Below are 24,641 nucleotides of genomic sequence, written 5' to 3'. Positions count from 1 at the left end.
TGCCCCGGACAGTGCGGCCCGCGTGAATTCGGTTGGTCGGGGAAGGAAATGCGGCACCGTCGGCCAGGCAGAAATCTCACGTGCCAGCCTTCCGGCCGCGCGACGACACCGACAACGGCACTGCAAGTAATTGAGTACGCCGCACGGAATCCGGCCCGGCGCCTCCCCAGGGGCGGCGCCGGGCCGGTGCGGTGCGGCGGGGTCAGGAGCCGGCGGTGGCCAGCCCCGCCTCGTCCGCGGTGAAGCCCACCGGCAGGTAGGACATACCGGTCATCAGATTGGAGTGGATCCGGCGCGGCTCGCCGGTCAGCTCGAAGCCGGTGGTGAAGGTGCGCAGCGCGTCGAGCATCTCCTTCACCTCGACCCGGGCCAGATAGGCGCCCAGGCAGAAGTGCGGGCCGTAGCCGAAGGTGATGTGCTTGTTCGGGGTGCGCCCGAGGTCCAGCGTGAACGGGTCGTCGAAGACGGCGTCGTCCCGGTTGGCCGAGATGTTCCAGAGCGTGACCACGTCGCCGGCCTTGATCGTCTCGCCGTGCAACTCGATGTCGACCAGGGCGCGGCGGCCGAAGTTCATCGCCGGGGAGGCCCAGCGCAGGATCTCCTCGACGGCCGAATCCAGGGTGACCTCGCCCTGCTTGAGCCGCCGCCACTGCTCCGGCTCGCGGCTGAGGGCGTGGACGGCCTCGATCATGCTGAGCCGGCTGGTCTCGTCGCCGCCCAGGATCAGGCTGTAGCAGTTGAAGACGATGTCCTGGTCGGTGAGCGGCACCCCGTCGATGTCGCTCTGCGTCAGGGTGGTGATGACGTCGTCCTGCGGGTCGGCCCGCCGCTCGGCGACCAGGTCGCTGAAGTAGAGCAGGATCTCGTTGCGGGCCAGGAAGGCCTCCTCGGGGGCCTGGTCGGCCTCGTCGGAGCTGAGCGACGACTTGGTCAGGCCGAGCAGGTAGGGGTGGTCCCGCTGCGGGACGCCGAGCAGCCCGCCCACCGTGGTCATCGGGATCACCGAGGCGACTTCGGCGGCGAAGTCGCCCGAGCCGCGGCGCACGAAGTCGGAGACCAGCGCCCGGGTGTTGGTGCGCACCAGGTCGGTCACGTGGGCCAGCGCCCGCGGCGAGAACGCCCGCAGCATCACGTTGCGCAGGTCCTTGTGGCGCCGGCCGTCGGTCACCGCCAGCATCTGGCCGGCCGCCGAGTCGCCGCCGGCCAGCAGCGTCACCAGGACGTTGCCCTTCTCCGAGGTGAGCCGCCGGTCGTCCCGGTACAGGGCCATGACGTCGGCGTAGCGGCTGACCACCCAGAACTCGGGATACTCACCGTCCCGGCCGTGCCGGTACGCGGGGTGGTCGGCGCGCAGCCGCCGCCAGTACGCGTCCATGTCGTTCTCGAGGAAGGACTTCGGGTCCGCCAGGTTCACCGCCGAGATCCCCTCGGGCACCGCGGTCCTGCTTCCGGTCGTCTGCACGGTCATTTCTCCACCATTTCTCGCGCGCCTTCGCGGCGGCCTTCTCACGAGCCTTCTCGCGCACCCCGGCCGGCCGGCGGACCGGCCGGGGGGTGCGCGTCACCTGAGTTCCCGGAGCCTCTCGTTGACCACCCGGCCGACCTCCGCGGCCCATTCCGGCTGCAGCAGGTACGGGTGGTCGCAGCCGATCACCCGGAATTCGATCCGGCCGCCGACGAATTCCTTCCAGGCGCCGACCCGGTCGGCGAGGTCGGAGCCGGGGCGGGAGCGGTCCGGCTCGGCGACCAGCACCAGCAGGTCGCCGTCGTACCTGGGCGGCCGGTAGGTCAGGAACAGCCGTCGGTTGTTGGCGTACACCCGCGCCAGCGCGGCCACGGCGGCCTCGTCCAGGCTGGCGAGCACGCTCTGCCGCTCCTGCAGCACGGCCACCACCTGGGCGTGCTCCAGCCGGGCGTCCCCGAGGGTGTCCACGTCGTGGCCCGCGAAGTCGAGCATCGTCCGCAGCGCGTCCTGCTCGTCCGGCACCCGGTCGGGCAGCGGCTGCGAGCGGTCCAGCGGGTACTCGTCGAGGTTGGCCAGCAGCGCCACCTCCTCGCCGGCGGCGCGGAGCTGGGCGGCCATCTCGTGGATCACGGTGCCACCGAGCGACCAGCCCAGCAGGTGGTACGGACCGGCCGGCTGGACCTTGCGGACCTGCTCGACGTAGTCCGCCGCCATCTCCTCGATCGACTCCGGCAGCGGGTCGCCGCCGACCAGCCCGCGGGCCTGCAGGCCGTAGACCGGGTGCTCGGCGTCCACGTGCCGGAGCAGGGCCGCGTACGACCAGCTCAGCCCGCCCGCGGGGTGCACGCAGAACAGCGGCGCGCGGCTGCCGTTCTCGCGCAGCGGGAGCAGGACGTCGAGCGCGTTCTGGTCGGCCTCGCCGCCGAGCCGGCCGGCCAGCTCCGCGACAGTCGGCGCGGCGAGCACGGTACGGATGCTCGGCTTGACGCCGAAGGCCGAGCGGATCCGGTTGACCAGGCCCATCGCCAGGATGCTGTCGCCGCCGAGGTCGAAGAAGCTGTCGTGGACGCCGACCACCTCGGCCCCCAGCACCTCCCGGAACAGCCCACACAGGATCTCCTCCTGCGGGGTGCTCGGGCCGCTCCACTGCGCGGCGCGGTACTCGGGCGCCGGCAGCGCCCGGCGGTCCACCTTGCCGTTGGCGTTCAGCGGCAGCTCGTCGAGCACGACGAAGGCCGCCGGGACCATGTACTCGGGCACCCGGGCCGCCAGCCGCTCGCGCACGGCGGCGACCTCCGGCCCGCCCGCGGCGGGGACCAGGTAGCCGACCAGCCGCGGGCTCCGGCCCGCGTCCTCCCGCAGCACCACCACGGCCTGGCCGACCTCCGGGTCGGCGGTCAACGCGGCCTCGATCTCGCCGAGTTCGACCCGGTAGCCGCGGACCTTGACCTGGTCGTCGATCCGGCCCAGGTACTCCAGCCGCCCGGCCGCGTCCCACCGGGCGAGGTCGCCGGTGCGGTAGAGCCGCCCGCCGGGCGCGCCGAACGGGTCGGCCACGAAGCGGGCCGCGGTGAGGTCCGGCCGGCCCAGGTAGCCGCGGGCCAACTGCGCTCCGCCGATGTACAGTTCGCCCGCGCTGCCGTGCGGCACCGGGCGCAGCCCGGCGTCCAGGACGTACAGCCGGGTGTTCGGCGTCGGCCGGCCGATCGGCACGGCACCGGCGGCCACCGGGTCGCCCGGCTCCAGCCTCAGCACGGCGCAGCCGACGGTCGCCTCGGTGGGCCCGTACTCGTTGACCACGGCCACGCCCGGGTGGGCGGCGCGCCACTCCTGCAGCGGTTCGCCGAGCAACTGCTCACCGCCGACCACCAGTTCGGCCGCCGGGGAGCACTCCCGGTCCAGGCCAGCGAGCAGCGCCAGGTGCGAGGGGGTGGCCTTGAGGAAGGCCGGCTGCCGCCGCTCGCCCTCGGCCTGCTCCAGCTCCGCCACGTGGACGCAGCCGCCGCTCACCAGCGGGGCGAACAGGGTGGTCACCGCCATGTCGAAGGAGGCCGGCGAGTGCAGCAGCGCCCGCTCCCGCACCGAGGGGTAGGCCTCGGTCGCGTAGTCCAGGTACTGGGCGAACGAGCGGTGCTCGATGACCACGCCCTTCGGGCGCCCGGTGGAGCCGGAGGTGTAGATCACGTAGGCCGGGGCCTGCTCGCGCCACCGCGGGTCGACGCCAGCGGCCCGTGCCGTCCGGTCGCCCGGGCTCCGCCGGTCCAGCAGCCGGACCGGGGCGTCCACCGCCGGCAGTCCGGCGGCGACGTCCGACCGGCTCAGCACCAGCACCGGCCGCGCGTCGGAGAGCACGTACGCCAGCCGGTCGGCCGGGTCGCCCGGGTCGACGGGCAGGTAGCCGCCGCCCGCCTTGAGCACCGCGAGCGCGGCGACCAGCAGCTCCGCCGAGCGGGGCAGCGCCAGCGCGACCAGCCGCTCCGGCCCGACGCCCGCCTCGACCAGCTCCGCGGCCAGGTCGTCGGCCGCCGCGTCCAGCTCGGCGTAGCTCAGCCCGGAGCCGTCCGCGAGCAGCACCGCCGGTGCGTCCGGGGTGCGGGCGGCCTGCGCCTCGAAGCGCTCCGGCACCAGGGCCGGGGCGGGCCGCGCGGTGTCGTTGAACTCCTCCAGCAGGGTGCGGCGTTCGTCGTCGGCGAGCAGGTCGGTGCGGTCCACCGGCTGCTCCGGCGCAGCCGTCATGGCGCCGATCGCCCGGACCAGGCGGGCGCCGACCGCCTCCACGGCCTCGCGGGCGAGCGCGTCCGGCCGGTAGCCCAGGCGCAGCCGCAGCCGGCGGCCGGGCATCGCGACCAGGCTCACCGGGTAGTGGTTGCCGTCCGACCCGTAGCCGCCGACGATCCGCAGGCCCTCACCGTCGTCCGGGGCGCCGTCGCCGTCGCCCTCGAACGGGAAGTTCTCGGTGACCACGATGGTGTCGAACAGCCGGTCGGAGTCGACCAGCCGCAGGATGTCCTGCAGGCCCAGGTGGTGGTGGTCCATCACCGCCGTCTGCCCGCGCTGGACGTCGTCCAGCAGGCCGGCCCACGTCCGGCCGGCCGGGAGCGCGATCCGCACCGGCACGGTGTTGATGAACAGGCCGACCATGTGCTCCACGCCCGGCAGCTCGGCGGGCCGCCCGGAGACGGTGCTGCCGAACACCACGTCGGAGCGGCCGGTCAACCGGCCCAACACCACCGCCCAGGCCGTCTGCACCACCGTGTTCAGGGTGACCCCGAAGCGTCGGGAGAGCGCCGTCACCGCGGCCGTGGCGGCCTCGTCCAGCTCGACCAGGACGTCGCCCGGCACGGCGTCCGCGGCGTCGCCGGCCTCGGGTGCGATCAGCGTCGCACCGTCCACCCCGGCGAGCACCTCGCCCCAGGCGGCGCGGGCCGCCTGCTTGTCCTGCCGCCCGAGCCAGGCCAGGTAGTCCCGGTAGGGGGTGACCTCGGGCAGCACGGACTCGTCGCCGCCCGACTCGTAGAGCGCGAAGAGCTCGCGCACCAGCAGCGGGCCCGACCAGCCGTCCAGCAGCAGGTGGTGGTTGGTCATCAGGAAGCGCGAGATCCGCTCGCCCATCCGGATCAGGGTGAACCGCAGCAAGGGGGGGCGCTCGGGGTCGAACCGGCGCAGCCGGTCCTCGTCCATCAGCGCGTCCAGCCGGGCCGCCCGGCCGTCCTCCGGAAGGTCGGTGAAGTCCAGCTCGGTCCACGGCAGTTCGAGGTCGCCGAGGACCACCTGGACCGGCCGGCTCAGCCCCTGCTGGCGGAAGCCCGCCCGCAGGTTCGGGTGCCGGCGCAGCAGGGCGGCCGCCGCCTCGTGGAGCCGGCCGGCGTCCAGCGGTCCGGCGATGTCGATGCCGAGCTGGATGGTGTAGATGTCCGGCCCCTCCTCGGCCAGCTGGCTGTGGAAGAGCAGGCCCTCCTGCATCGGGGTGAGCGGAAGGACGTCCTCCAGCCGCTCGTGGCCGGCCGACTCCACCGCGTCGATCTCCTCCTGGGAGAGCGGGACGAGGGTGAGGTCGGACGGGCTGTAGCCGCCCGCCTCGGACCGCTCGGCGTGGCGCACCAGGGCGGTCAGGGCACGGATCCAGTTCTCGCCCAGCGCGCGGGCGTCCTCCTCGCTCAGCAGCTCGCCCGCCCACGCGAGGTCGGCGACCAGGCGCGGCCCGTCCGGCAGGTCCTGGGTCAGGGCGTTGATGTCGACGACGTGCGCCAGCGGACGGTCCGGGTCGCTGCCCCCGTCGGCGTCGAAGCCCTCCGGGGCGGTCGCCCAGTCGGTCAGCACCTCGTCGCCGGCGGCGCCGGCCCCGCCGAAGCGCCCGAGGTAGTTGAAGCTGATCCGGGGTTCCGGCAGTCGCGACAGCACCGGCGCGGTCTGCGGGTTGAGGTAGCGCAGCAGGCCGTACCCGATGCCGTTGTCCGGCAGGGCGCGCAGCTGCTCCTTGATCCGCTTCAGCACCCGGCCGGCTGAGCCGCCGCCGGCGGTGAAGTCCGCCCAGTCGTGCGGGCCCGGGTCCAGCCGGACCGGGAAGAGGCTGGTGAACCAGCCGACCGTGCGGGAGAGCTCGACCTGCTCGGCGATCTCCTCGCGGCCGTGGCCCTCCAGGTTGACCAGGATCGGGCCCTCGCCGCGGTCCCGGGTACGGCGCCACTCGGCGACCGCGGCGGCGAAGGCGGAGAGCAGCACGTCGTTGACCCGGGCGTGGAAGGCCGCGGGCACGGTGGTGAGCAGGGCGGCGGTCTCCGCGACCGGCAGCTCCAGGACCATCCGGCGGGTGGTCGAGGTGACGTCCCGCCGCGGGTCCAGCGGCCGGTCGGCCAGTTCCGGCTCCGGCTCGGCGAGGGTCTCCAGCCAGTGCGGCAGCTCCTCGACCCGCTCCGGCGCCTGGGCCGCGTCGGTGAGCAGCTGCGCCCACTCGCGGAAGGACGTGCCGACCGGGTCGAGCTCGGCGGACGCGCCGCCGGCCGCCGCCGACCAGGCCTGGGCCAGGTCGGGCAGCAGGATGCGCCAGGAGACGCCGTCGACGGCGAGGTGGTGGACGGTCAGCAGCAGCCGGCCCGGGGCGTGCGCGCCGGCGTCGAACCAGACGGCCTGGAGCATCACCCCGGCCTCCGGGTCGAGACGGTCCCAGGCGGCCTTGGCCTCGTCGAGGATGCGGGCCTGGGTCTGCTCGGCGGAGAGGCCGGCGACGTCGGTCCGGCGCAGCAGGTCGGCGGCGCGGACGGTGCCGCGCTCGGGCACCTCCAGGTTCCACACCACCCCGCCGGTGCGGCCGAGGCGCATCCGCAGCGCGTCGTGGTGGTCGAGCACGGACTGCAGGGCGGTCTCCAGCCGCTGCTGCCCGAGGTCGGCCGGGACGACCAGCAGGTTGGTCTGGCTGAACCGGTCCGGGCGCCCGCCGCGCTCGCGCATCCAGTGGATGATCGGCGTCAGCGGCACCGGGCCGACGCCGGCACCGGCCGGGACGGGGGCCGCGGCGGCCGGCTGCGCGGCCTCCCCGGCCGGGGCCTGGGCCGCGACCGCCCGGGCGAGGGCGGCGACCGTCTTGTGCTCGAAGACGTCCCGCGGGCTCAGCGTGAGGCCCGCGTTGCGGGCGCGGCGCACCAGCTGGATCGACATGATGCTGTCGCCGCCGGTGTCGAAGAAGTTGTCGTGGACCCCGACCTCCGCCACCCCGAGGATCTCGGCGAACAGCGAGGCGAGCAGCTCCTCCTCGGGTGTGCGGGCGGCCACGGCCCCCGCGGCCGGGGCGAAGTCGGGGGCCGGAAGGGCCTTCCGGTCGGTCTTGCCGTTCGGCGTCAGCGGCAGGGCGTCGAGCACCACGACCGCCGCGGGCACCATGTACTCGGGCAGCTCGGCGGCGACGGCGGTGCGCAGCGCGGCGCCGTCGAGCGGCGCGGCGCCGCTCTCCGCGACGGCGTAGGCGACCAGTCGCTGCTCGCCCGGCCGGTCGGTGCGGACCAGCACCTCGGCCTGGGCGACCGACTCCCGGCGCAGCAGCGCCGAGCGGATCTCGCCGAGCTCGATCCGGAAGCCGTGCAGCTTGACCTGCTCGTCGGCGCGGCCGAGGAACATCAGCACGCCGTCCCTGGTCCACCTGGCGAGGTCGCCGGTGCGGTACATCCGACTGCCGGCCGGGCCGAACGGGTCGGCCAGGAAGCGCTCGGCGCTCTGGCCGGGCCGGCCGAGGTAGCCGCGGGCGAGCCCGGCGCCGGCGATGTAGACCTCGCCGGGCACGCCCGGCGGGACCTGCCGCAGGGCGCGGTCCAGCACGTGCACCCGGGTGTTCGGGACGGGCGTGCCGATGGGCGGTTCGACGGCGCCCGCGAGCGGGGCGCTGATGGTGGCGCAGACGGTGGTCTCGGTCGGGCCGTAGGCGTTGACCATCCGGCGGCCCGCCGACCAGCGGCCGGCCAGCTCCGGCGGCGTCGCCTCGCCGGCGACCAGCAGGGTGAGACCGGCCGGGATCTCGTCGTCGGCCATCACGCCGAGCGCGGCGGGCGGGATGGTCGCCTGGGTGACCCGCTGCTCGGCCAGCAGGCCGGCCAGCGGGGCGCCCGGGTCCAGCCGCGCGGGCGGCGCCAGGACGAGCGTCGAGCCGGAGAGCAGGGCCTTGCACAGCTCGGCGAAGGCCGCGTCGAAGCTCGGCGAGGCGAACTGCAGGACCCGGCTGCCCGGGCCGAGGCCGAGCGCCTCGACGTAGCCGGCGAGCAGGCTGGCGAAGCCCGCGTGCGGGACGACCACGCCCTTGGGCCGGCCGGTGGAGCCGGAGGTGTAGATGACGTACGCCGGGTGCTGGACCGTCAGCCGCACCTCGGGCGCGGTGTCCGGGGCGGCGTCGACCTGGGCGGCGGTCGCCTCGTCGTCGAGCAGGAGCACCGCCGTCCCGGCGGAGAGCGGCAGGCCCGCCGCGATCTCGCGGGTGGTGACGACGACCTCCGGGCGGGCGTCGCCGAGCATGTGGGCGAGCCGGTCGGCCGGGTAGGCCGGGTCGAGCGGCAGGTAGGCCGCGCCGGCCTTGTGCGCCGCGAGCACCGCAGTCGGCCAGAGCGGCGAGCGGGGCAGGGCCAGGCCGACGAACCGCTCGGGTGCGGCGCCCTCGGCGCGGAGCACGTGGGCCAGGCGGTTGGCGCGGCGGTCGAGTTCGGCGAAGGTCAGCTCCTCACCCTCGAAGGCCACCGCGACGTCGTCGGGGGCCGCCGCGACCCGGCGGGCGTACAGCTCGGGGAAGGTCGCCGGCGGGAGGTCGCGCGCCGTGTCGTTTGCGGTCGCGAGTACCGCCTGCTCGGTGTCGGTCAGCAGCGGGAGGTCGGCGACCCGCAGTTCCGGGTCGGCGGCGACCCGCTCCAGCAGCCGTACCAGCCGGCGGAAGAGGTCCTCCACGGTGGCGCGGTCGAAGAGGTCGAGCCGGAAGTCGATCAGCGCCTGCATGCCGGCCGGGGTGCCGTCGGGCGCGGTGCTCTCGTTGAAGGTGAACGCCAGGTCGAACTGGGTCGCGTTGACCGGCACCGGGTGGGCCGCGGCCTCGACGCCGGGCAGGCCGACCGGTGTGCTGGAGGCGGCCTCCAGGTTCTGGACGTTGAGCCAGATCTGGAAGAGCGGGTGCCAGGCGAGCGAGCGCTCCGGATTGAGCAGTTCCACCAGGCGCTCGAACGGCACGTCCTGGTTGGCGTACGCGGCGAGGTCGTACTCCCGGACCCGGTCCAGCAGTTCGCGGAAGGTCGGGGCGCCGGAGGTGTCGGTGCGCAGCACCAGTGTGTTGACGAAGAAGCCGATCATCCCTTCGAGCGCCTTGTCGTTGCGCCCGGCGATCGGCGAGCCGATCGGGATGTCCTCGCCGGCGCCGAGGGCGGTGAAGAGCGAGGAGAGGCCGGCCTGGAGCACCATGAAGAGGCTGCTCTGGGTCTTGCGGGCGACGCCGGCCAGGGCGCGGTGCAGCTCCGGGGAGACCTCCAGCTCGACGGTCTCGGCGGTGTAGTCGGCCTCCGGCGGGCGGGGCCGGTCGGTCGGCAGGGCCAGCACGTCGGGGGCGCCGGCGAGGCGGCCGCGCCAGAAGTCGAGCTGGCGCCCGACCACGCTCCGCGGGTCGCCCTCGTCGCCCAGGACCTCGTGGCTCCACATGGTGAAGTCCGCGTACTGGACGGGCAGCGGCTCCCACGCGGGGGCGTCGCCGGCGGCCCGGGCCAGGTAGGCCGAGGTGAGGTCGTGGGCGAACGGGCCGACCGACCAGCCGTCACCGGCGATGTGGTGGATGATGATCAGCAGCACGTGGTCGGCCGGGGCGAGGCGCAGCAGCGTGACCCGCAGCGGGGTCTCGGTCGCCAGGTCGAAGTCGCGGGCCGCCTGCTCGGCGATCGCCGCCTCCAGCTCCTCCTCGGCGAGGTCGCGGACGACCAGCTCGGCCGCGCCCTGCTCCGGGGAGAGGATCAGCTGCCGGGCGGCGCCGTCGGTCTCGGGGAAGAGGGTGCGCAGGATCTCGTGCCGGGCCGTGACGTCCCGGACGGCCGCCCGCAGTGCCTCGTGGTCGAGCTCGCCGGTCATCCGCAGGCCGATGCTGATGTTGTGCGCGGCGGCGCCGTTCTCGAACCGGTTGAGGAACCAGAGCCGGCGCTGCGCGTAGGACAGCGGGATGCGCTCGGGGCGCTCCACGGCCACCACCGGCGGCCGGGCGCTGTCGGCCTCGCGCAGCCGGGCGGCGAGCTCGGCGACGGTCGGCGCCTCCCAGAGCACCCGCAGCGGCAGCTCGACCGAGAAGGCGGTGCGGGTGCGGCTGACCACCCTGGTCGCGTGCAGCGAGTGGCCGCCGAGGTCGAAGAAGTTGTCGTGGACGCCGACCGACGGCAGGTCCAGGGTCTCCATGAAGAGGCCGCAGAGGATCTCCTCCTGCGGCGTCCGCGGCGCGACGGCCGCCGCGGCGGCGGTGAAGTCGGGCGCGGGCAGCGCCTTGCGGTCGGTCTTGCCGTTCGGGGTCAGCGGCAGGGCGTCCAGGACGGTGAAGGCCGCGGGCACCATGTACTCGGGCAGCCGCTCGGCGAGGCCACGGCGCAGGGCGGGGACGGCCACGGCCGCCCCCGGGGCGGGCACCACGTAGGCCGCCAGACGCTTCTCGCCCGAGGCGTCCTCGCGGGCGACCACGGCGGCCCGGGCGACCTCCGGCAGCGCGCAGAGAGCCGTCTCGATCTCGCCGAGCTCGATCCGGAACCCGCGCACCTTCACCTGGTCGTCGGTGCGGCCGGCGAACTCCAGCTGCCCGTCGGCGGTCCAGCGGGCCACGTCGCCGGTGCGGTACATCCGGCTGCCGGCCGGGCCGTACGGGCTGGCGACGAAGCGCTCGGCGGTCAGGTCGGGGCGGCCGAGGTAGCCGCGGACCACGCCCTCGCCGGCGATGTAGAGGTCGCCGGGAACGCCGGGCGGCAGCAGCGACAGGCCTGCGTCGAGCACGTAGACCTGGGTGTTGGCGATCGGGCGGCCGATCACCGGGGTTCGGCCGGAGGCGTCGAGCTCGGCGGCGGTCGACCAGACGGTGGTCTCGGTCGGGCCGTACAGGTTGGTCACCCCGGCGGACAGCTCGACCAGCCGGTCGGCCAGCCCGGCGGGCAGCGCCTCTCCGCCGGCCAGCACGCGCAGCCCGGCCAGGGCCTCCGGCCGCTGCGCGACCAGCGCCTGCCAGAGGGTGGGGGTGGCCTGCATGACGGAGGCTCCGGACTCCCGCAACAGCTCGGCCAGCCGGTCGACGTCGCGCACCTCGTCGCGGTCGGCCAGGACCACCGTGGCGCCGGAGACCAGCGGGACGTACAGCTCCAGGCCGGCGATGTCGAACGAGATCGTCGTCACCGCGGCCAGCCGGTCCCCCGGCCGCAGGGCGAAGCGCTCCCGCATGTCGACCACGAAGTTGGCCAGGTTGTCGCGGGTGACGACGACGCCCTTGGGGCGGCCGGTGGAGCCCGAGGTGTAGATGGCGTACGCCGGGTTGGCCCCGGTGGCCGGGGTGGCGGTGGCGAAGGCGTCGCCCGGCAGGGCGGCCAGCCGCTCGCGGACCGCGGGGTCGTCCAGCAGGACGCGCTCGACGCCCGCCCGCTCGGGCACCGACGCCACCGTCGAGTCGGTCAGCACGACCGCGGGCGCGGCGTCGGCCAGGATGTGGTCGATCCGCTCCGCCGGGTACTCCGGGTCGAGCGGGATGTAGGCGCCGCCGCTCTTCTGGACGGCGAGCAGGGTGGCCACCAGGTCCGCGCCGCGCGGCAGGGCCACCGCGACCGGCGTCTCCGGGCCGACCCCGAGGCCGGCCAGCAGGTGGGCGATCCGGTCGGCGCGCGCGTCCAGCTCGCGGTAGGAGAGCTCGGCACCGCCGGCGACTAGCGCGACCGCCGCGGGGTCGGCGGCGACCGCGGCCTCGAACAGCTCGTGCACCGACGTCGCCGGCGGCGGTCCGCCGGCCTCGTTCCAATCCTCCAGAACGCGGCGGCGCTGTTCGGGGGCGAGCACCTCGGCGCGGCTCACCGGCAGTGCCGGGTCCGCCTCGATCTGCTCCAGCAGGCGGTGGACGGCGTCCAGCACCTGCTGGGCGCCGGCCCGGTCGTACAGGTCCGGCCGGTACCCGAGGCGCATCCGCAGCGTGGGGCCGGGCGTCGGGAAGAGCGTGAGCGGGTAGTGGGTGGCGTCCTGGCCGGTGAGGTCGGTGATCCGGGGCCCCTCGGCGGCGGGCTCCTCCCCGGCGCCCTCGGTGAGCGGGTAGTTCTCGAAGACGACGAGGGTGTCGAAGAGTTCGCCGGTGACCGGGGTCAGCGCCTGGATCGCCGAGAGCGGGAGGTGGTGGTGGTCCAGCAGCGCGGTCTGCCGCCGCTGGACCTCGGTCAGGAGCTCGGTCCAGGAGCTGGTGGGGTCGATCTCCACCCGCACCGGCAGGGTGTTGATGAACAGGCCGACCATGGACTCCACCCCGGGCAGGTCCGCGGGGCGGCCGGAGACGGTCGCGCCGAAGACCACGTCGGTGCGGCCGGTCAGCCGGCCCAGCAGGACGGCCCAGGCGCTCTGCACCACCGTGTTGAGCGTGACGCCGGTACGCCGGGCCAGCTCGGTGAGCCGGCGGGTGAGGTCCTCGGGCAGCTCGCCGACCAGGTCCTCGGGCGGGACGGAGGTGCTGCGGTCGCCCTCCGGGACCAGGAGGGTCGGCGCGTCGACGCCGGCCAGCGCGCCGCGCCAGGCCTCCTCGGCCGCGCCCCGGTCCTGCTTGGCGAGCCAGGCCAGGTAGCTGCGGTACGGGGTGACCGGCGGCAGGGTGGTGTCCTCCCCGCCCGCGCGGTAGTGCTGGAAGAGCTCCTGGACGACCAGCGGCGAGGACCACCCGTCCAGCAGGATGTGGTGCGAGGTGAGGATCAGCCAGAAGGCGTCCTCGGCGACCCGGACCATGGTCAGACGCAGCAGCGGCGGACGCTCCATGTCGAAGCCCCGGGTACGGTCCTCGGCCGCGAACGCGCGGACCCGCGCCGGCTGCTCGTCCGCCGGCACGTCACGGAAGTCCACGACGTCCAGCGGGAGTTCGACTCCGCGCTGGATCACCTGCATCGGCTCGCCGCTCTTGCGGCGGCGGAACGAGGCGCGCAGGCCGGCATGGCGGCGGACCAGGCTGTTCGCGGCCGCGCGCATGGCCGGCACGTCGACCGGGCCCTCGATCCGGACGGCCAACTGGGAGAGGTAGACATCGAGGCCGTCCTCGGCGAATTGCGCGTGAAACAGCAGCCCCTCCTGAAGCGGGGACAAAGGCAGAAGGTCCTCGATGCGTGACTGCTTCACGACACGTGCTCCCTGGCGTCTTCGTGGTTCGGAGAATGTGGGGTCCGCTTCGGCGGACGGGGAATTCCGCGTCGGCGAACGGGAATTGAGGAACTGCGACGTGGATCTCGACCGTACCGGCGAAACTCCGCCGCGCCGGATGTGCATCAACAACTCGGATATGGCCCTGCCGCCGGCGCGCGGACCGGAGCCGGGACGGGCCCGTGCGGAGGGCTCGCCCCGGCTCCGGCGACTAGGCCCTGTCCGGCCTAGCGGGCGGCGACGGTCATCAGTCGTCCAACTCGGCGAGCAGGTCGTCCAGTTCGTCCTGGCTGACCTCGATCAGATCCATGTCGGACGGGGTGTGGCGGACCGCCTGGGGGCTCTCGGCGTGCCGGGCCAGCGCCTGCAGCATCCGCGCCCAGGCGTCGGCGAGCTCCTCCACCACCTCCTGGTCGAGCAGCGCCGCCGGCCACTGCCAGACCACCGACAGCTCCGGGCCGTCCGCCCGGTCCTGGGTGGCGGCGGTCACCTCCAGCGCGTGGGCGACCGGCATCCCCGGGTCCTCGCCGCCGATCGCGCCGGCCTCGGGGGCCAGCGCCCAGTCGGCGGCCTCGGGCGCGGCCGTGGTGTCGAAGCGGCCCAGGTAGTTGAAGCCGATCTGCGGCTCGGCCAGGCCGCGCAGGGACGGCGCGGTGTCCGGGTTGAGGTGGCGCAGCAGGCCGTAGCCGATCCCGTGGTCGGGGATCGCCCGCAGCTGCTCCTTGACCCGGGCGAGGATGTCGCCCAGGGCCGGCCCCCCGGCCCCGACCTCGGCCCAGTCGACCCGGCCCGGATCGAGCACCACCGGGTACATGCTGGTGAACCAGCCGACCGTGCGGGAGAGTTCGGCGTGCTCGACGATCTCCTCCCGGCCGTGGCCCTCCAGCGCCACCAGGAGCCCCTGGGTGGCACCGCCGAAGCGGCGCCGGCGCCAGTCGGCGACGGCGAGCGCCAGCCCGGTCAGCAGCACGTCGTTGACGCTCGCGTTGAACATCGCCGGCAGCCGGGTGAGCAGGGCCGAGGTGACGTCCGCGGGCACCGAGCGGCTGATCGTCCGGACGGTCGCGGTGAGGTCCCGGGCCGGGTCCACGGCCAGCTCGGCCAGCGGGGCGGGCGCCCCGGCGAGCCGGTGCCGCCAGCCGGACAGCTCGGCGATCCGCTCCGGCCGGGCCGCCTCCGCACCGAGCGCCCGCGCCCAGTGCCGCAGCGGGGTGCCGACCGGCTGGAGTTCCGGTTCCCGTCCGGCGCTCACCGCCGCCCAGGCCTGGGCGAGATCGGGCAGCAGGATCCGCCAGGACACGCCGTCGACCACGAGGTGGTGCGCCGCGAACAGCAGCCGGCCGCGCTCCCCGGGCCCGGCGTCGAACCAGACGAACTGGAGCAGCACGCCGTCGTCCGGGGCGAGCCGGCCCAGCGCCGCGTCCCCGTGCTCGGCCAGGGCGGCCAGGCGGGCGGCCTCGTCCAGCCCGGCGATGTCGACCCGGCGGATCAGCTCGTCCGCGCGGACCGCCCCGGCGGGCGGCACCTCCAGCGCCCACTGCGGCGCGGTCCGCCGCAGCCGGGCGCGGAGGGCGTCGTGGTGGTCCAGCAGCGCCTGGAGCGTGTCGGCGAGCCGCCGCTCGTCCAGGGCGGCCGGGGTCTGGAGCACCATCGACTGGTGGAACCGGTCGATCGGCCCGCCCCGGTCGCGCAGCCAGTGCATGATCGGCGTGGCCGGCAGCTCGCCGACGCCGTCGTCCTGCGCCACCGGTGCGGCCGCCGCCGTGCCGGCGACCGCCGCGAGGGCGGCCACCGTCTGGTGCCGGAACACGTCGCGCGGCGTCAGCACCAGGCCGGCCCGGTGCGCCTTGGTGACGAGCTGGATCGAGACGATGCTGTCGCCGCCGATGTGGAAGAAGTTGTCCTCCAGCCCGACCTCGGCGAGCCCGAGGACCTCGGCGAACAGCCCGGCCAGGATCCGCTCCGCCTCGGTGCGCGGCTCGGGGCCCTTCGCCGCCTCGCCGAACTCGGGCGCGGGCAGAGCCCGTTCGTCCAGCTTGCTGTTGGCGGTGAGCGGCAGCGCCGGGAGCGCCACGAAGGCCGCCGGCACCATGTAGTCGGGGAGCGACTGGCCGAGGTGCTTGCGCAGCGCCCCGGGCTCGGCCTCGGCGCCGGCCGCCGGGACCACGTAGGCCACCAGCTGCCGGCGGCCCGGCCGGTCCTCGCGGACCCGCACCACGGCCTGGGCGACCTCGGGCAGGGCCAGCAGGCCGGCCTCGATCTCGCCCAGCTCGATCCGGAAGCCGCGGATCTTCACCTGGGCGTCGGCGCGGCCGTCGTAGTGGACGTCGCCGTCCGGGCCCAGGTGGGCGAGGTCGCCGGTGCGGTAGAGCCGGGAGCCGGCCGGGCCGAACGGGTCCGCGACGAAGCGCTCGGCGGTCAGGCCCGGACGGTTCAGGTAGCCGCGGGCCAGGCCCGCGCCGCCGATGTACAGCTCGCCGACCACGCCCGCCGGCACCGGCCGCAGCGCGGCGTCCAGCACGTACACCCGGGTGCCGGCGACCGGGCGGCCGATCGGCGGCACCGTGCCGTCGGCGGTCAGCGGCGTGCTCAGCGTCGCGGCGACGGTGCTCTCGGTCGGCCCGTAGGCGTTGACCATCCGCCGCCCCGGCGCGAACCGTGCCACCAGCTCGGGCGAGGTCGCCTCGCCGCCGACCACCAGTGTCATGCCCGCCGGGATGCCGTCGTCGGGCAGCGCGGCCACGGCCACCGGCGGGATCAGCGCGTGCGTGATCCGCTCCCGGGCCAGCAGCTCGACCAGGCCGGGACCGGGCGCCAGCCGCTCGGCCGGGGCGAGCACCAGGGTGGCGCCGGTGAGCAGACCCATCGAGAGGTCCCAGAACGCGGCGTCGAAGCTCGGCGAGGCGAACTGCAGCACCCGGCTCCCCGGTGCGACCGCGCACCGCTCCAGCTGGCTCGCCAGCAGGCCGGCGACCCCGCGGTGGGTGACCACGACGCCCTTCGGGCGGCCCGTGGAGCCGGAGGTGTAGATGACGTACGCCGGGTGGTCCAGGGCCGGCCGGGCGGCCGCATCCTCGACGGCGTCCGCCCCGACGTCCGCCCCGGCCTCCGCCCCGGTGTCGAGCAGCAGCCGGGGCACGTCCGTGGCGGGCAGCCGGTCCGCGACCTCGCCGTCCGTCAGCAGCAGGGCCGGCCGGCTGTCCTGGAGCAGGTAGGCGATCCGCTCGGCCGGGTACTCCGGGTCGACCGGCAGGTAGGCGGCCCCCGCACGCAGCACCGCGAGCAGGGCCACCACCAGCTCGGGCGAGCGGGGCAGCGCCACGGCCACGATCGCCTCGGTGCCGATGCCCCGCGCGGCCAGCCGGGCGGCCAGCCGGGCCGCCCGTGCGTCCAGCTCGGCGTAGGAGAGCTCGCGGCCCTCGAACCGCAGCGCCGGGGCGTCCGGGGTCTGCTGCACCCAGCGGGCGAACAGCTCCGGCACGGTGGCCGCGGTCACCACCCGGGTCGAGTCGTTCCACTCCTCCAGCAGCCGCTCGCGCTCGCCGGGGAGCAGCAGGTCGATCCGGTCGACCGGCTGCTCGGGGTCGGCGACGGCCGCCGCCAGCACGGTGGTGAACCGCTCGACCAGCCGCTCGACGCTCTCCCGGTCGAACAGGTCCGTGTTGTAGAGGACCCGCCCGCCGATGCCCGCCGGAGCGCCGTCGGCGTCGTGGTCCTCGGCGAGGTCGAAGGTCAGGTCGACCCGGGCCGCGTTGATGCCGAACGACGGGTTGGTGGCGGTCAGTCCGGGCAGGTCGAGCGCGGGGGCGCTGTTCAGCAGGTTGAGCGCGACCTGGAACAGCGGGTTGTGGGCGAGCGAGCGCTCCGGGTTGAGCAGCTCGACCAGCCGCTCGAACGGCAGGTCCTGGTGCGCGTACGCGGCGAGGTCGGTCGCCCGCACCCGCTCCAGCAGGTGACGGAAGCTCGGCGAGCCGGAGACGTCGGTCCGCAGTACGAGGGTGTTGACGAAGTAGCCGACCAGCTCCTCCAGGGCGTGGTCGGTACGCCCGGCCACGGCGGTGCCGATCGGGATGTCGGTGCCCGCGCCGAGGCCCGAGAGCAGCGTGGCCAGGCCGGCCTGGACGGTCATGAAGAGGCTGGCGCGGTTGGCCCGGGCGAGCTCGGCCAGGCCGCGGTGGACCGCGGCGTCCAGCCGGAAGTCCACCACCTCGCCCCGGTTGCTAGGCACCGGCGGACGGCGGCGGTCCACCGGCAGCACCAGCTCCTTGGGCGCGCCGTCCAGCGCCCCGCGCCAGAACGCGGCCTGCCGGGTGATCACGCTGTCCGGGTCGTCCTCGCGGCCCAGCACGTCGTGCTGCCAGAGCGTGTAGTCGGTGTACTGCACCGGCAGCGGCGTGAACGCCGGTGCGCGGCCCTCACGGCGGGCCGCGTAGGCGGCCGAGAGGTCCCGGCTGAGCGGCGCCATCGACCAGCCGTCACCCGCGATGTGGTGCACCACCACGAGCAGGACGTGGTCCTCCTCGCCGAGGGCGAAGAGCGTGCCCCGGACCGGGATCTCGGTGCCGAGGTCGAAGCCCTCGCCGGCGGCCGCGGTGAGCGCCGCCTCCAGCCCGTCCTCGGCCGCCTCGACCACCGGCAGGCCGGGGACAAGGTCGAGCACCACCTGCCGGGGGCGGCCCTCGACCTCGGGGAAGACCGTCCGCAGGCTCTCGTGCCGGGCGACCAGGTCGGCGAAGGCCGCCGCCATCGCGCCGCGGTCCAGCGGCCCGGCCAGCCGGACGGCGACCGGGAGGTTGTAGACGGAGCTGCGCCCGACCAGCCGTTCGAGGAACCACTGGCGGCGCTGGGCGAAGGAGAGCGGCACCTCCTCCGGCCGCTCGCGCACGGTCACCGCACGCCGCGCCCGCTCGGCCGCGCCCGCCGCGGCGGCCAGGCCGGCCGGCGTCGGCGACTCGAAGAGGTCGCGGACGCTCAGCTCGACGGCCAGGGCGGTGCGGATCCGGCTGACCAGCCGGGTGGCCAGCAGCGAGTGGCCGCCGAGGTCGAAGAAGCTGTCGTCGACGCCCACCTCGGGCAAGCCGAGCACCTCGGCGAACAGCCCGCACAGCGCCGCCTCCTGCGGCGTGGCCGGAGCCCGCCGGGCGGCGGCGTCCGGCGCGGGGGAGGGCAGCGCCCGGCGGTCGAGCTTGCCGTTCGGCGTCAGCGGCAGCGCGTCCAGCGGGACGACCGCCGAGGGCACCATGTAGTCGGGCAGCGACGCACCGACGTGCCGGCGCAGCTCCGCCGCGTCCGGGGCCGCCGGCCCGGCGGGGACGACGTAGGCGACCAGCTGCTGCACCCCGGGGCGGTCCGCCCGGGCGAGCACCGCCGCCGAGGCGACGCCGGGGTGGGCGAGCAGGACCGACTCGATCTCGGCCAGCTCGATCCGGAAGCCGCGGACCTTGACCTGGTGGTCGATCCGGCCGACGTACTCCAGCCGCCCGTCCCTGGTCCGGCGGACCAGGTCACCGGTCCGGTACAGGCGCGAGCCCACCGGGCCGAACGGGTCGGCGACGAAGCGCTCGGCGGTCAGCCCCGGGCGGTTCAGGTAGCCGCGGGCGAGGCCCGCGCCGGCCAGGTACAGCTCGCCGACCACGCCCTCCGGAACTGGCGACAGCCGCTCGTCGAGCAGGTGGACCCGGTCGTTCCAGACCGGCCGGCCGATCGGCGCGGTGGCGGGCCACTGCCCGGGGTCGGCGGCCAGGGTGGTGGCGGTGACCACGTGGGTCTCGGTCGGGCCGTAGTGGTTGTGCAGCCGCAGCCGGGGCCGGGCCGCGCAGAACGCGCGCAGCCGCGGGGTGAGCACCAGTGCCTCGCCGGCCTGGGCGACGGTGTGCAGCTCCGCGAGGGCGGTCCCGCCCTCCAGCGCGGCCTCCACGACGGCGTCCACCACCAGGTTCGGGGCGTAGAGCTCGTTGATCCGCTGCTCGTCCAGCCAGCGGGCGAGGGCGGCCGCGTCCCGCCGCACGTCCTCGTCGGGGACGACCAGGGTCTTGCCGGTGAGCAGGGTGGCGAGGATCTCCTGCGCGGAGACGTCGAAGCTGATCGCGGTGAACTGGGCGACCCGGTCCCCGGGGGCTCCGCCGATCTCGGCGTGGTGCCAGGCGGTCAGGTTGGCCATCGCCCCGGCCGGCATCAGCACGCCCTTGGGGCGGCCGGTGGAGCCGGAGGTGTAGATGACGTAGACCGGGTGGTCCGGGCGCAGCGGCGCGGTCCGCCCGGTGTCCGTCAGGTCGGTGTCCGCGGTGGCGGCCAGGGCTTCGGCGGTCGCCGGATCGGCCAGGTCGAGCACGGGCGCCGACGGCCGCCCGGTCAGGACGCCGCCCCGGGTCAGCACCGCGGCGGGGGCGGCGTCGGCGAGCATGAAGTCGATCCGGTCGGCCGGGTAGGCCGGGTCGACCGGCAGGTAGGCCGCGCCGGCCTTGAGCACGGCGACGACGGCGACCAGCAGGTCCACCGACCGGGGCAGGGCGACGGCGACGGTGGACTCGGGCCCGATCCCCCGTCCGGCCAGCAGCCGGGCCAGCCGGTTGGCCCGCGCGTTGAGCTCCGCGTAGGAGAGCTCGGTGCCGCCGTGGACCACGGCCGGGGCGGCCGGCCGGGCCTGCACCTGGCGCTCGAACAGCTCGGGCAGCGAGGCGCCGTCGACGTCGTGCCCGGTCTCGTTGTCCCGGGTCAGCAGGCGGTGGCGCTCGATCGGGTCGAGGACGTCGACCGCACCGATGGGCAGCTTCGGGTCGTCGGCCACGGCCGCCAGCACCCGGACGAAGCGGTCGGCGAGCGCCTGGGCGGTCTCCCGGTCGAACAGGTCGGTGCTGTACTCGATCCAGCCGGCGAGGCCGTCGCCGGCGCCGTCCGCGGCGCGCTGCTCGATCAGCCCGACGAACAGGTCGAACTTCGCCGAGCCCGCGGCGTGGTCGTACGGCGCCACCCGCAGGCCGGACAGGGCGAGTTCGGCCGGCCGGCCGTTCTGCAGGGTGAACATCACCTGGAACAGCGGGTGCCGGGCGAGCGAGCGCCCGGGGTTGAGCTCCTCGACCAGCCGCTCGAACGGCACGTCCTGGTTGGTGTAGGCGGCCAGGTCGGTCTCCCGCACCCGCTGCACGAGGTCGCGGAAGGACGGGTTGCCGGAGGTGTCGGTGCGCAGCACCAGCGTGTTCAGGAAGAAGCCCACCAGCCCGTCGACGGCGTCGTCGTTGCGCCCGGCGATCGGGGTGCCGATCGGGAGGTCGTCGCCGGCGCCGGAGCGGTTGAGCAGGACGGCCAGGCCGGCCTGGAGCACCATGAAGAGGCTGGCCTGGGAGGTGCGGGCGAGGGCCTGCAGCCTGCGGTGCAGCTCCTCGTCGAGGTGGAAGCGGACGGTGTCGCCGGCGTAGCTCGCCACCGCCGGACGGGGGCGGTCCACCGGCAGGTTGAGCTCGTCGGGGATCCCTTCCAGGGCGGCCGACCAGTGGGCCAGCTGCCGGGCGACGGCGCTGTTCTCGTCGCTCTCCTCGCCCATCGCGCGCTGCTGCCAGAGCGTGTAGTCGGCGTACTGCACCGGCAGCGGCTCCCACTGCGGCGCGGCGCCGCCGAGCCGGGCCGCGTAGGCGGCCGAGAGGTCGTGGCCGAAGACGCCGAGCGACCAGGCGTCGCCCGCGATGTGGTGGAGCACCACGAGCAGTACGGCGGTGTCGGGGCCGGTGCGGAAGAGCCGGACGCGCAGCGGGAGTTCCTCGGCGAGGCGGAAGCCGACCGCGGACTCCTCGGCCACCGCCGCCTCCAGCCGCTCGTCCGGGGCGCCGGAGAGGTCGACGACGGCCAGGTCGAGCACGGCCTCCTCCGGCGTCAGCACGTGCTGGTAGGGGTCGCCGGCGGTGTCGGGGAAGACCGTGCGCAGGCTCTCGTGCCGACCCAGGACGTCCTGGAAGGCCTGCCGGAGCGCGTCCAGGTCCAGGGCGCCGGTCAGCCGGGCGGTGAGCGGCACGTTGTAGATCGACCGGGCGCCCTCGAAGCGGTCCAGGAACCAGAGCCGGCGCTGGGCGAAGGAGAGCGGCACCCGGGCGGGGCGCTCACCGGCCGTCAGGGCGGGCCGGCCGTCGGCGGCGCGGCCCAGCTGGGCGGCGATCGCGGCGGGGGTCGGGGTCTCGAACACCGCGCGCAGCGAGAGGTCGACGCCGAAGACGGCGCGGATCCGGGTGACCAGCCGGGTGGCCAGCAGCGAGTGGCCGCCGAGGTCGAAGAAGGCGTCGTCGACGCCGACCGCGGCCACGCCGAGGAGTTCGGCGAAGAGCGCGCAGAGGATCTCCTCCTGCGGGGTGCGCGGGGCACGACCGGCGAGGTCGGCGGCGCCGTCCGGCTCGGGCAGGGCCTTGCGGTCGAGCTTTCCGTTGGGGGTGAGCGGGAGCTCGTCCAGGGCGACGAAGGCCGAGGGGACCATGTACTCGGGCAGCGCGCCGCCCGCGAACTCGCGCAGCACGGCGGGCCGGGGCACCTCCGCCCCGGCGGCCGGGACGAGGTAGGCGACCAGCCGCTTGTCGCCGGGGGCGGGCTCGCGCACCACGACCACGGCGCGGTCGACCTGCTCGTGCGCCGCGAGCGCGGACTCGATCTCGCCGAGCTCGATCCGGAAACCGCGGATCTTCACCTGGTCGTCGGCACGACCGGCGAACTCCAGGACGGCGCGGTCGCCGTCGGCGGCCCAGCGCACGAGATCCCCGGTGCGGTACATCCGCCGCCCGTCGCCGGCGAAGGGGTCGGCGACGAAGCGCTCGGCGCTCAGCCCGGGCCGGTTCAGGTAGCCGCGGGCGACGCTGGGGCCGGAGACGTACAGCTCGCCGGTGACCCCGACCGGCACCGGCCGCAGCGCGCCGTCCAGGACCCGCAGCTCGGCGGTGGCGATTGCGGTGCCGATCGGCGGCGCCACCGCGCCGGAGAGCGGCTCGCTCATCGAGGCGCAGACCGTGGTCTCGGTCGGACCGTAGGCGTTGATCATGCGCCGGCCGGTGGACCAGGCCTCGACCAGCTCGGGCGAGGAGGCCTCGCCGGCGACCACCAGCAGCCGCACGGTGGGCAGGTCGCCACGGTCGAGCACGGCGAGTGCGGCGGGCGGGATGGTCGCGTGCGTGACGCGCTGCTCGGCGGCCAGCTCCTTCAGGGCGGCACCGGGCTGCAGCCGCTCCGCCGGGGCGATCACCAGGGTCGCCCCGGTGAGCAGCCCCATGTAGGTCTCCCAGACCGCGGCGTCGAAGCTGGGCGAGGCGAACTGCAGGACCCGGCTCCCGGGGCCGACGTCGAAGCGCTCGATGTGGGTGGCGACCAGGCCGGCCAGGCCGGTGTGGCTGACCACGACGCCCTTGGGGCGCCCGGTCGAGCCGGAGGTGTAGATGACGTACGCGGGGTGGGCGGGGCGCAGCGCGGCGGTGCGTTCGGCGTCCTCGACCTCGGTGTCCGGCCGGTCCGCGACCTCGCGCAGGACGGCCGGGTCGTCCAGCAGCAGCCTCGGCGCCCGGCAGTCGGCGGGCACCACGGCGGCCGCGTCCCGGTCGGTCAGCACCAGGGCCGGGTCGGAGTCGGTCAGCAGGTAGGCGATCCGATCGGCGGGGTAGCCGATGTCCACCGGCAGGTACGCGGCGCCGGCCTTGAGCACGGCCAGCATGGCGACGACCAGCTCCGGCGAGCGGGGCAGGGCCAGCGCGACCACCCGCTCGGGGCCCGCGCCGCGCTCGATCAGTGCCCGGGCCAGCCGGTTGGCCCGGCGGTCCAGCTCGGCGTAGGAGAGCTCGGTGCCCTCGTGGGCGAGCGCGGCGGTCTCCGGGTGGCGGCGGACCTGCTCGGCGAAGAGCGCGGGGATCGAGTCGCCGGCCGGCCGCGGCCGCTCGGGCCGGCCGAGGGCGAGCAGCCGTTCGCGCTCGGCGGCGGTGGCCATCGGCAGACGGCCGACCAGCTGGGCGGGGTCGTCGGCGAAGGCCGCCAGCAGCAGCCGGAACTGCTGGCCGATCGCCTCGATGTCCGACCGGTCGAAGAGCTCCGGGCGATAGCCGAAGCTCAGCCGCAGCGCGTCGCCGGGCATCGCCGCGATGCTCAGCGGGTAGTGGTTGGCGTCGGTTCCGACGGCGCCGGCGAGGCGGAGGTCCCCGGGCAGCTCCCGCAGGTCCTCGCCGCCCAGCGGGTAGTTCTCGGTGACGGTTAGGGTGTCGAAGAGCGTGGACAGCCCGGCGGCCCGCTGGACGTCCGGCAGACTGAGGTGGTGGTGCGGCATCATCCCGCCGACCTGGCGCTGCACCTCGGCCAGGGTGGCCAGCAGGCTCTGCTCCGGGCGCACCCGCAGGCGCAGCGGCACGGTGTTGATGAACAGGCCGACCATGGTCTCCATGCCGGGCAGCTCGGCCGGCCGGCCGGAGACGGTGGTGCCGAACACCACGTCGTCGCGGCCGGTCAGCCGGGCCAGCAGCAGGCCCCAGCAGCCCTGGACCACGCTGTTGAGCGTCAGTTCGCTGCGCCGGGCGGTCTCCCGGACCCGCGCGGTCAGCTCTTCGGGCATGGTGACCAGCAGGCTGCCCGGCACGGTCGACGCACCGGGGTCGTCGGGGGCGAGCAGCGTCGGCTCCTCGACGTCCCCGAGCTGCTCGCGCCAGGCGGCCTCGGCGGCCGCGCGGTCGCGCCCGGCCAGCCAGCCCAGGTAGTCGCGGTACGGGGTGACGGGCGGCAGCGCGGACGCGTCGCCGCCGCGCTCGTAGATCTCGAACAGCTCGTGCATCAGCTGGGCGGTGGACCAGCCGTCCAGGAGGATGTGGTGGGAGTTGAACATCAGCCGGGTCAGCCGCTCGCCCCGCCGGATCAGCGTGAAGCGCAGCAGCGGACCGGCGGTCAGGTCGAAGCGGTGGGCGGCGTCCTCGGCGGCGAGCCGCTCCAACTCCCGCTCCTGGGCCGGACCGTCCAGCCCGGTGAGGTCGAACTCGCGCCAGGGGAGGTCCACTTCGCGCGGGATCACCTGCACCGGGCGGCTCAGCTTCTCGTAGCGGAAGCTGGCGCGCAGGTTGGCGTGCCGGCGCAGCAGCGCGGAGACCGCCTCGCGCATCGCCCCGGCGTTCAGCACCCCGTCGAGGTCGACGACGAGCTGGGCGACGTAGACGTCGAGATCCTGTTCCCCGTAGAGGACATGGAACAGCATCCCCTCCTGCAGCGGCGACAGCGGGAGGACATCGTCGATGGCTGCACGCGTCATTGAGGAACTCTCCACTCGTCATTCCGGAACCGAACCAGGGCGTGCCGGCGGGGCCTTCGGGCCCGCCACCGGCCGCGAGCG

The 24,641-nt window shown here is 75.2% G+C and carries 3 protein-coding genes; all 3 read right to left on the bottom strand.

From position 1 onward, the window contains the following. Positions 1–202: 202 nt before the first annotated feature. Positions 203–1,468, bottom strand: a complete 1,266-nt coding sequence (locus ACF9IK_RS29130) for a cytochrome P450 (RefSeq protein WP_395297047.1) — start codon at positions 1,466–1,468, stop codon at positions 203–205. A 93-nt stretch (positions 1,469–1,561) separates the two neighbouring features. After that, positions 1,562–13,294: an amino acid adenylation domain-containing protein gene (locus ACF9IK_RS29125; protein ID WP_395297046.1), complete on the bottom strand. Its 11,733-nt coding sequence runs from the start codon at positions 13,292–13,294 to the stop codon at positions 1,562–1,564. A gap of 268 nt (positions 13,295–13,562) precedes the next feature. Continuing rightward, the gene (locus ACF9IK_RS29120; protein WP_395297045.1) at positions 13,563–24,560 is read right to left on the bottom strand and encodes an amino acid adenylation domain-containing protein; all 10,998 of its coding nucleotides are present in this window, start codon (positions 24,558–24,560) and stop codon (positions 13,563–13,565) included. Positions 24,561–24,641 lie beyond the last annotated feature (81 nt).

Source organism: Kitasatospora hibisci, assembly GCF_043950205.1.
In the GTDB taxonomy this organism is placed as follows: domain Bacteria; phylum Actinomycetota; class Actinomycetes; order Streptomycetales; family Streptomycetaceae; genus Kitasatospora; species Kitasatospora hibisci.
Note: the sequence above shows the minus strand (reverse complement) of the source record. Positions and strands in the feature narration are given on the sequence as shown.

What these genes read in the sequence shown, in the direction of transcription:
- ACF9IK_RS29120 (WP_395297045.1), bottom strand. Translation starts at nt 24,560, where the DNA reads ATGACGCGTGCAGCCATCGACGATGTCCTCCCGCTGTCGCCGCTGCAG.
- ACF9IK_RS29130 (WP_395297047.1), bottom strand. Translation starts at nt 1,468, where the DNA reads ATGACCGTGCAGACGACCGGAAGCAGGACCGCGGTGCCCGAGGGGATC.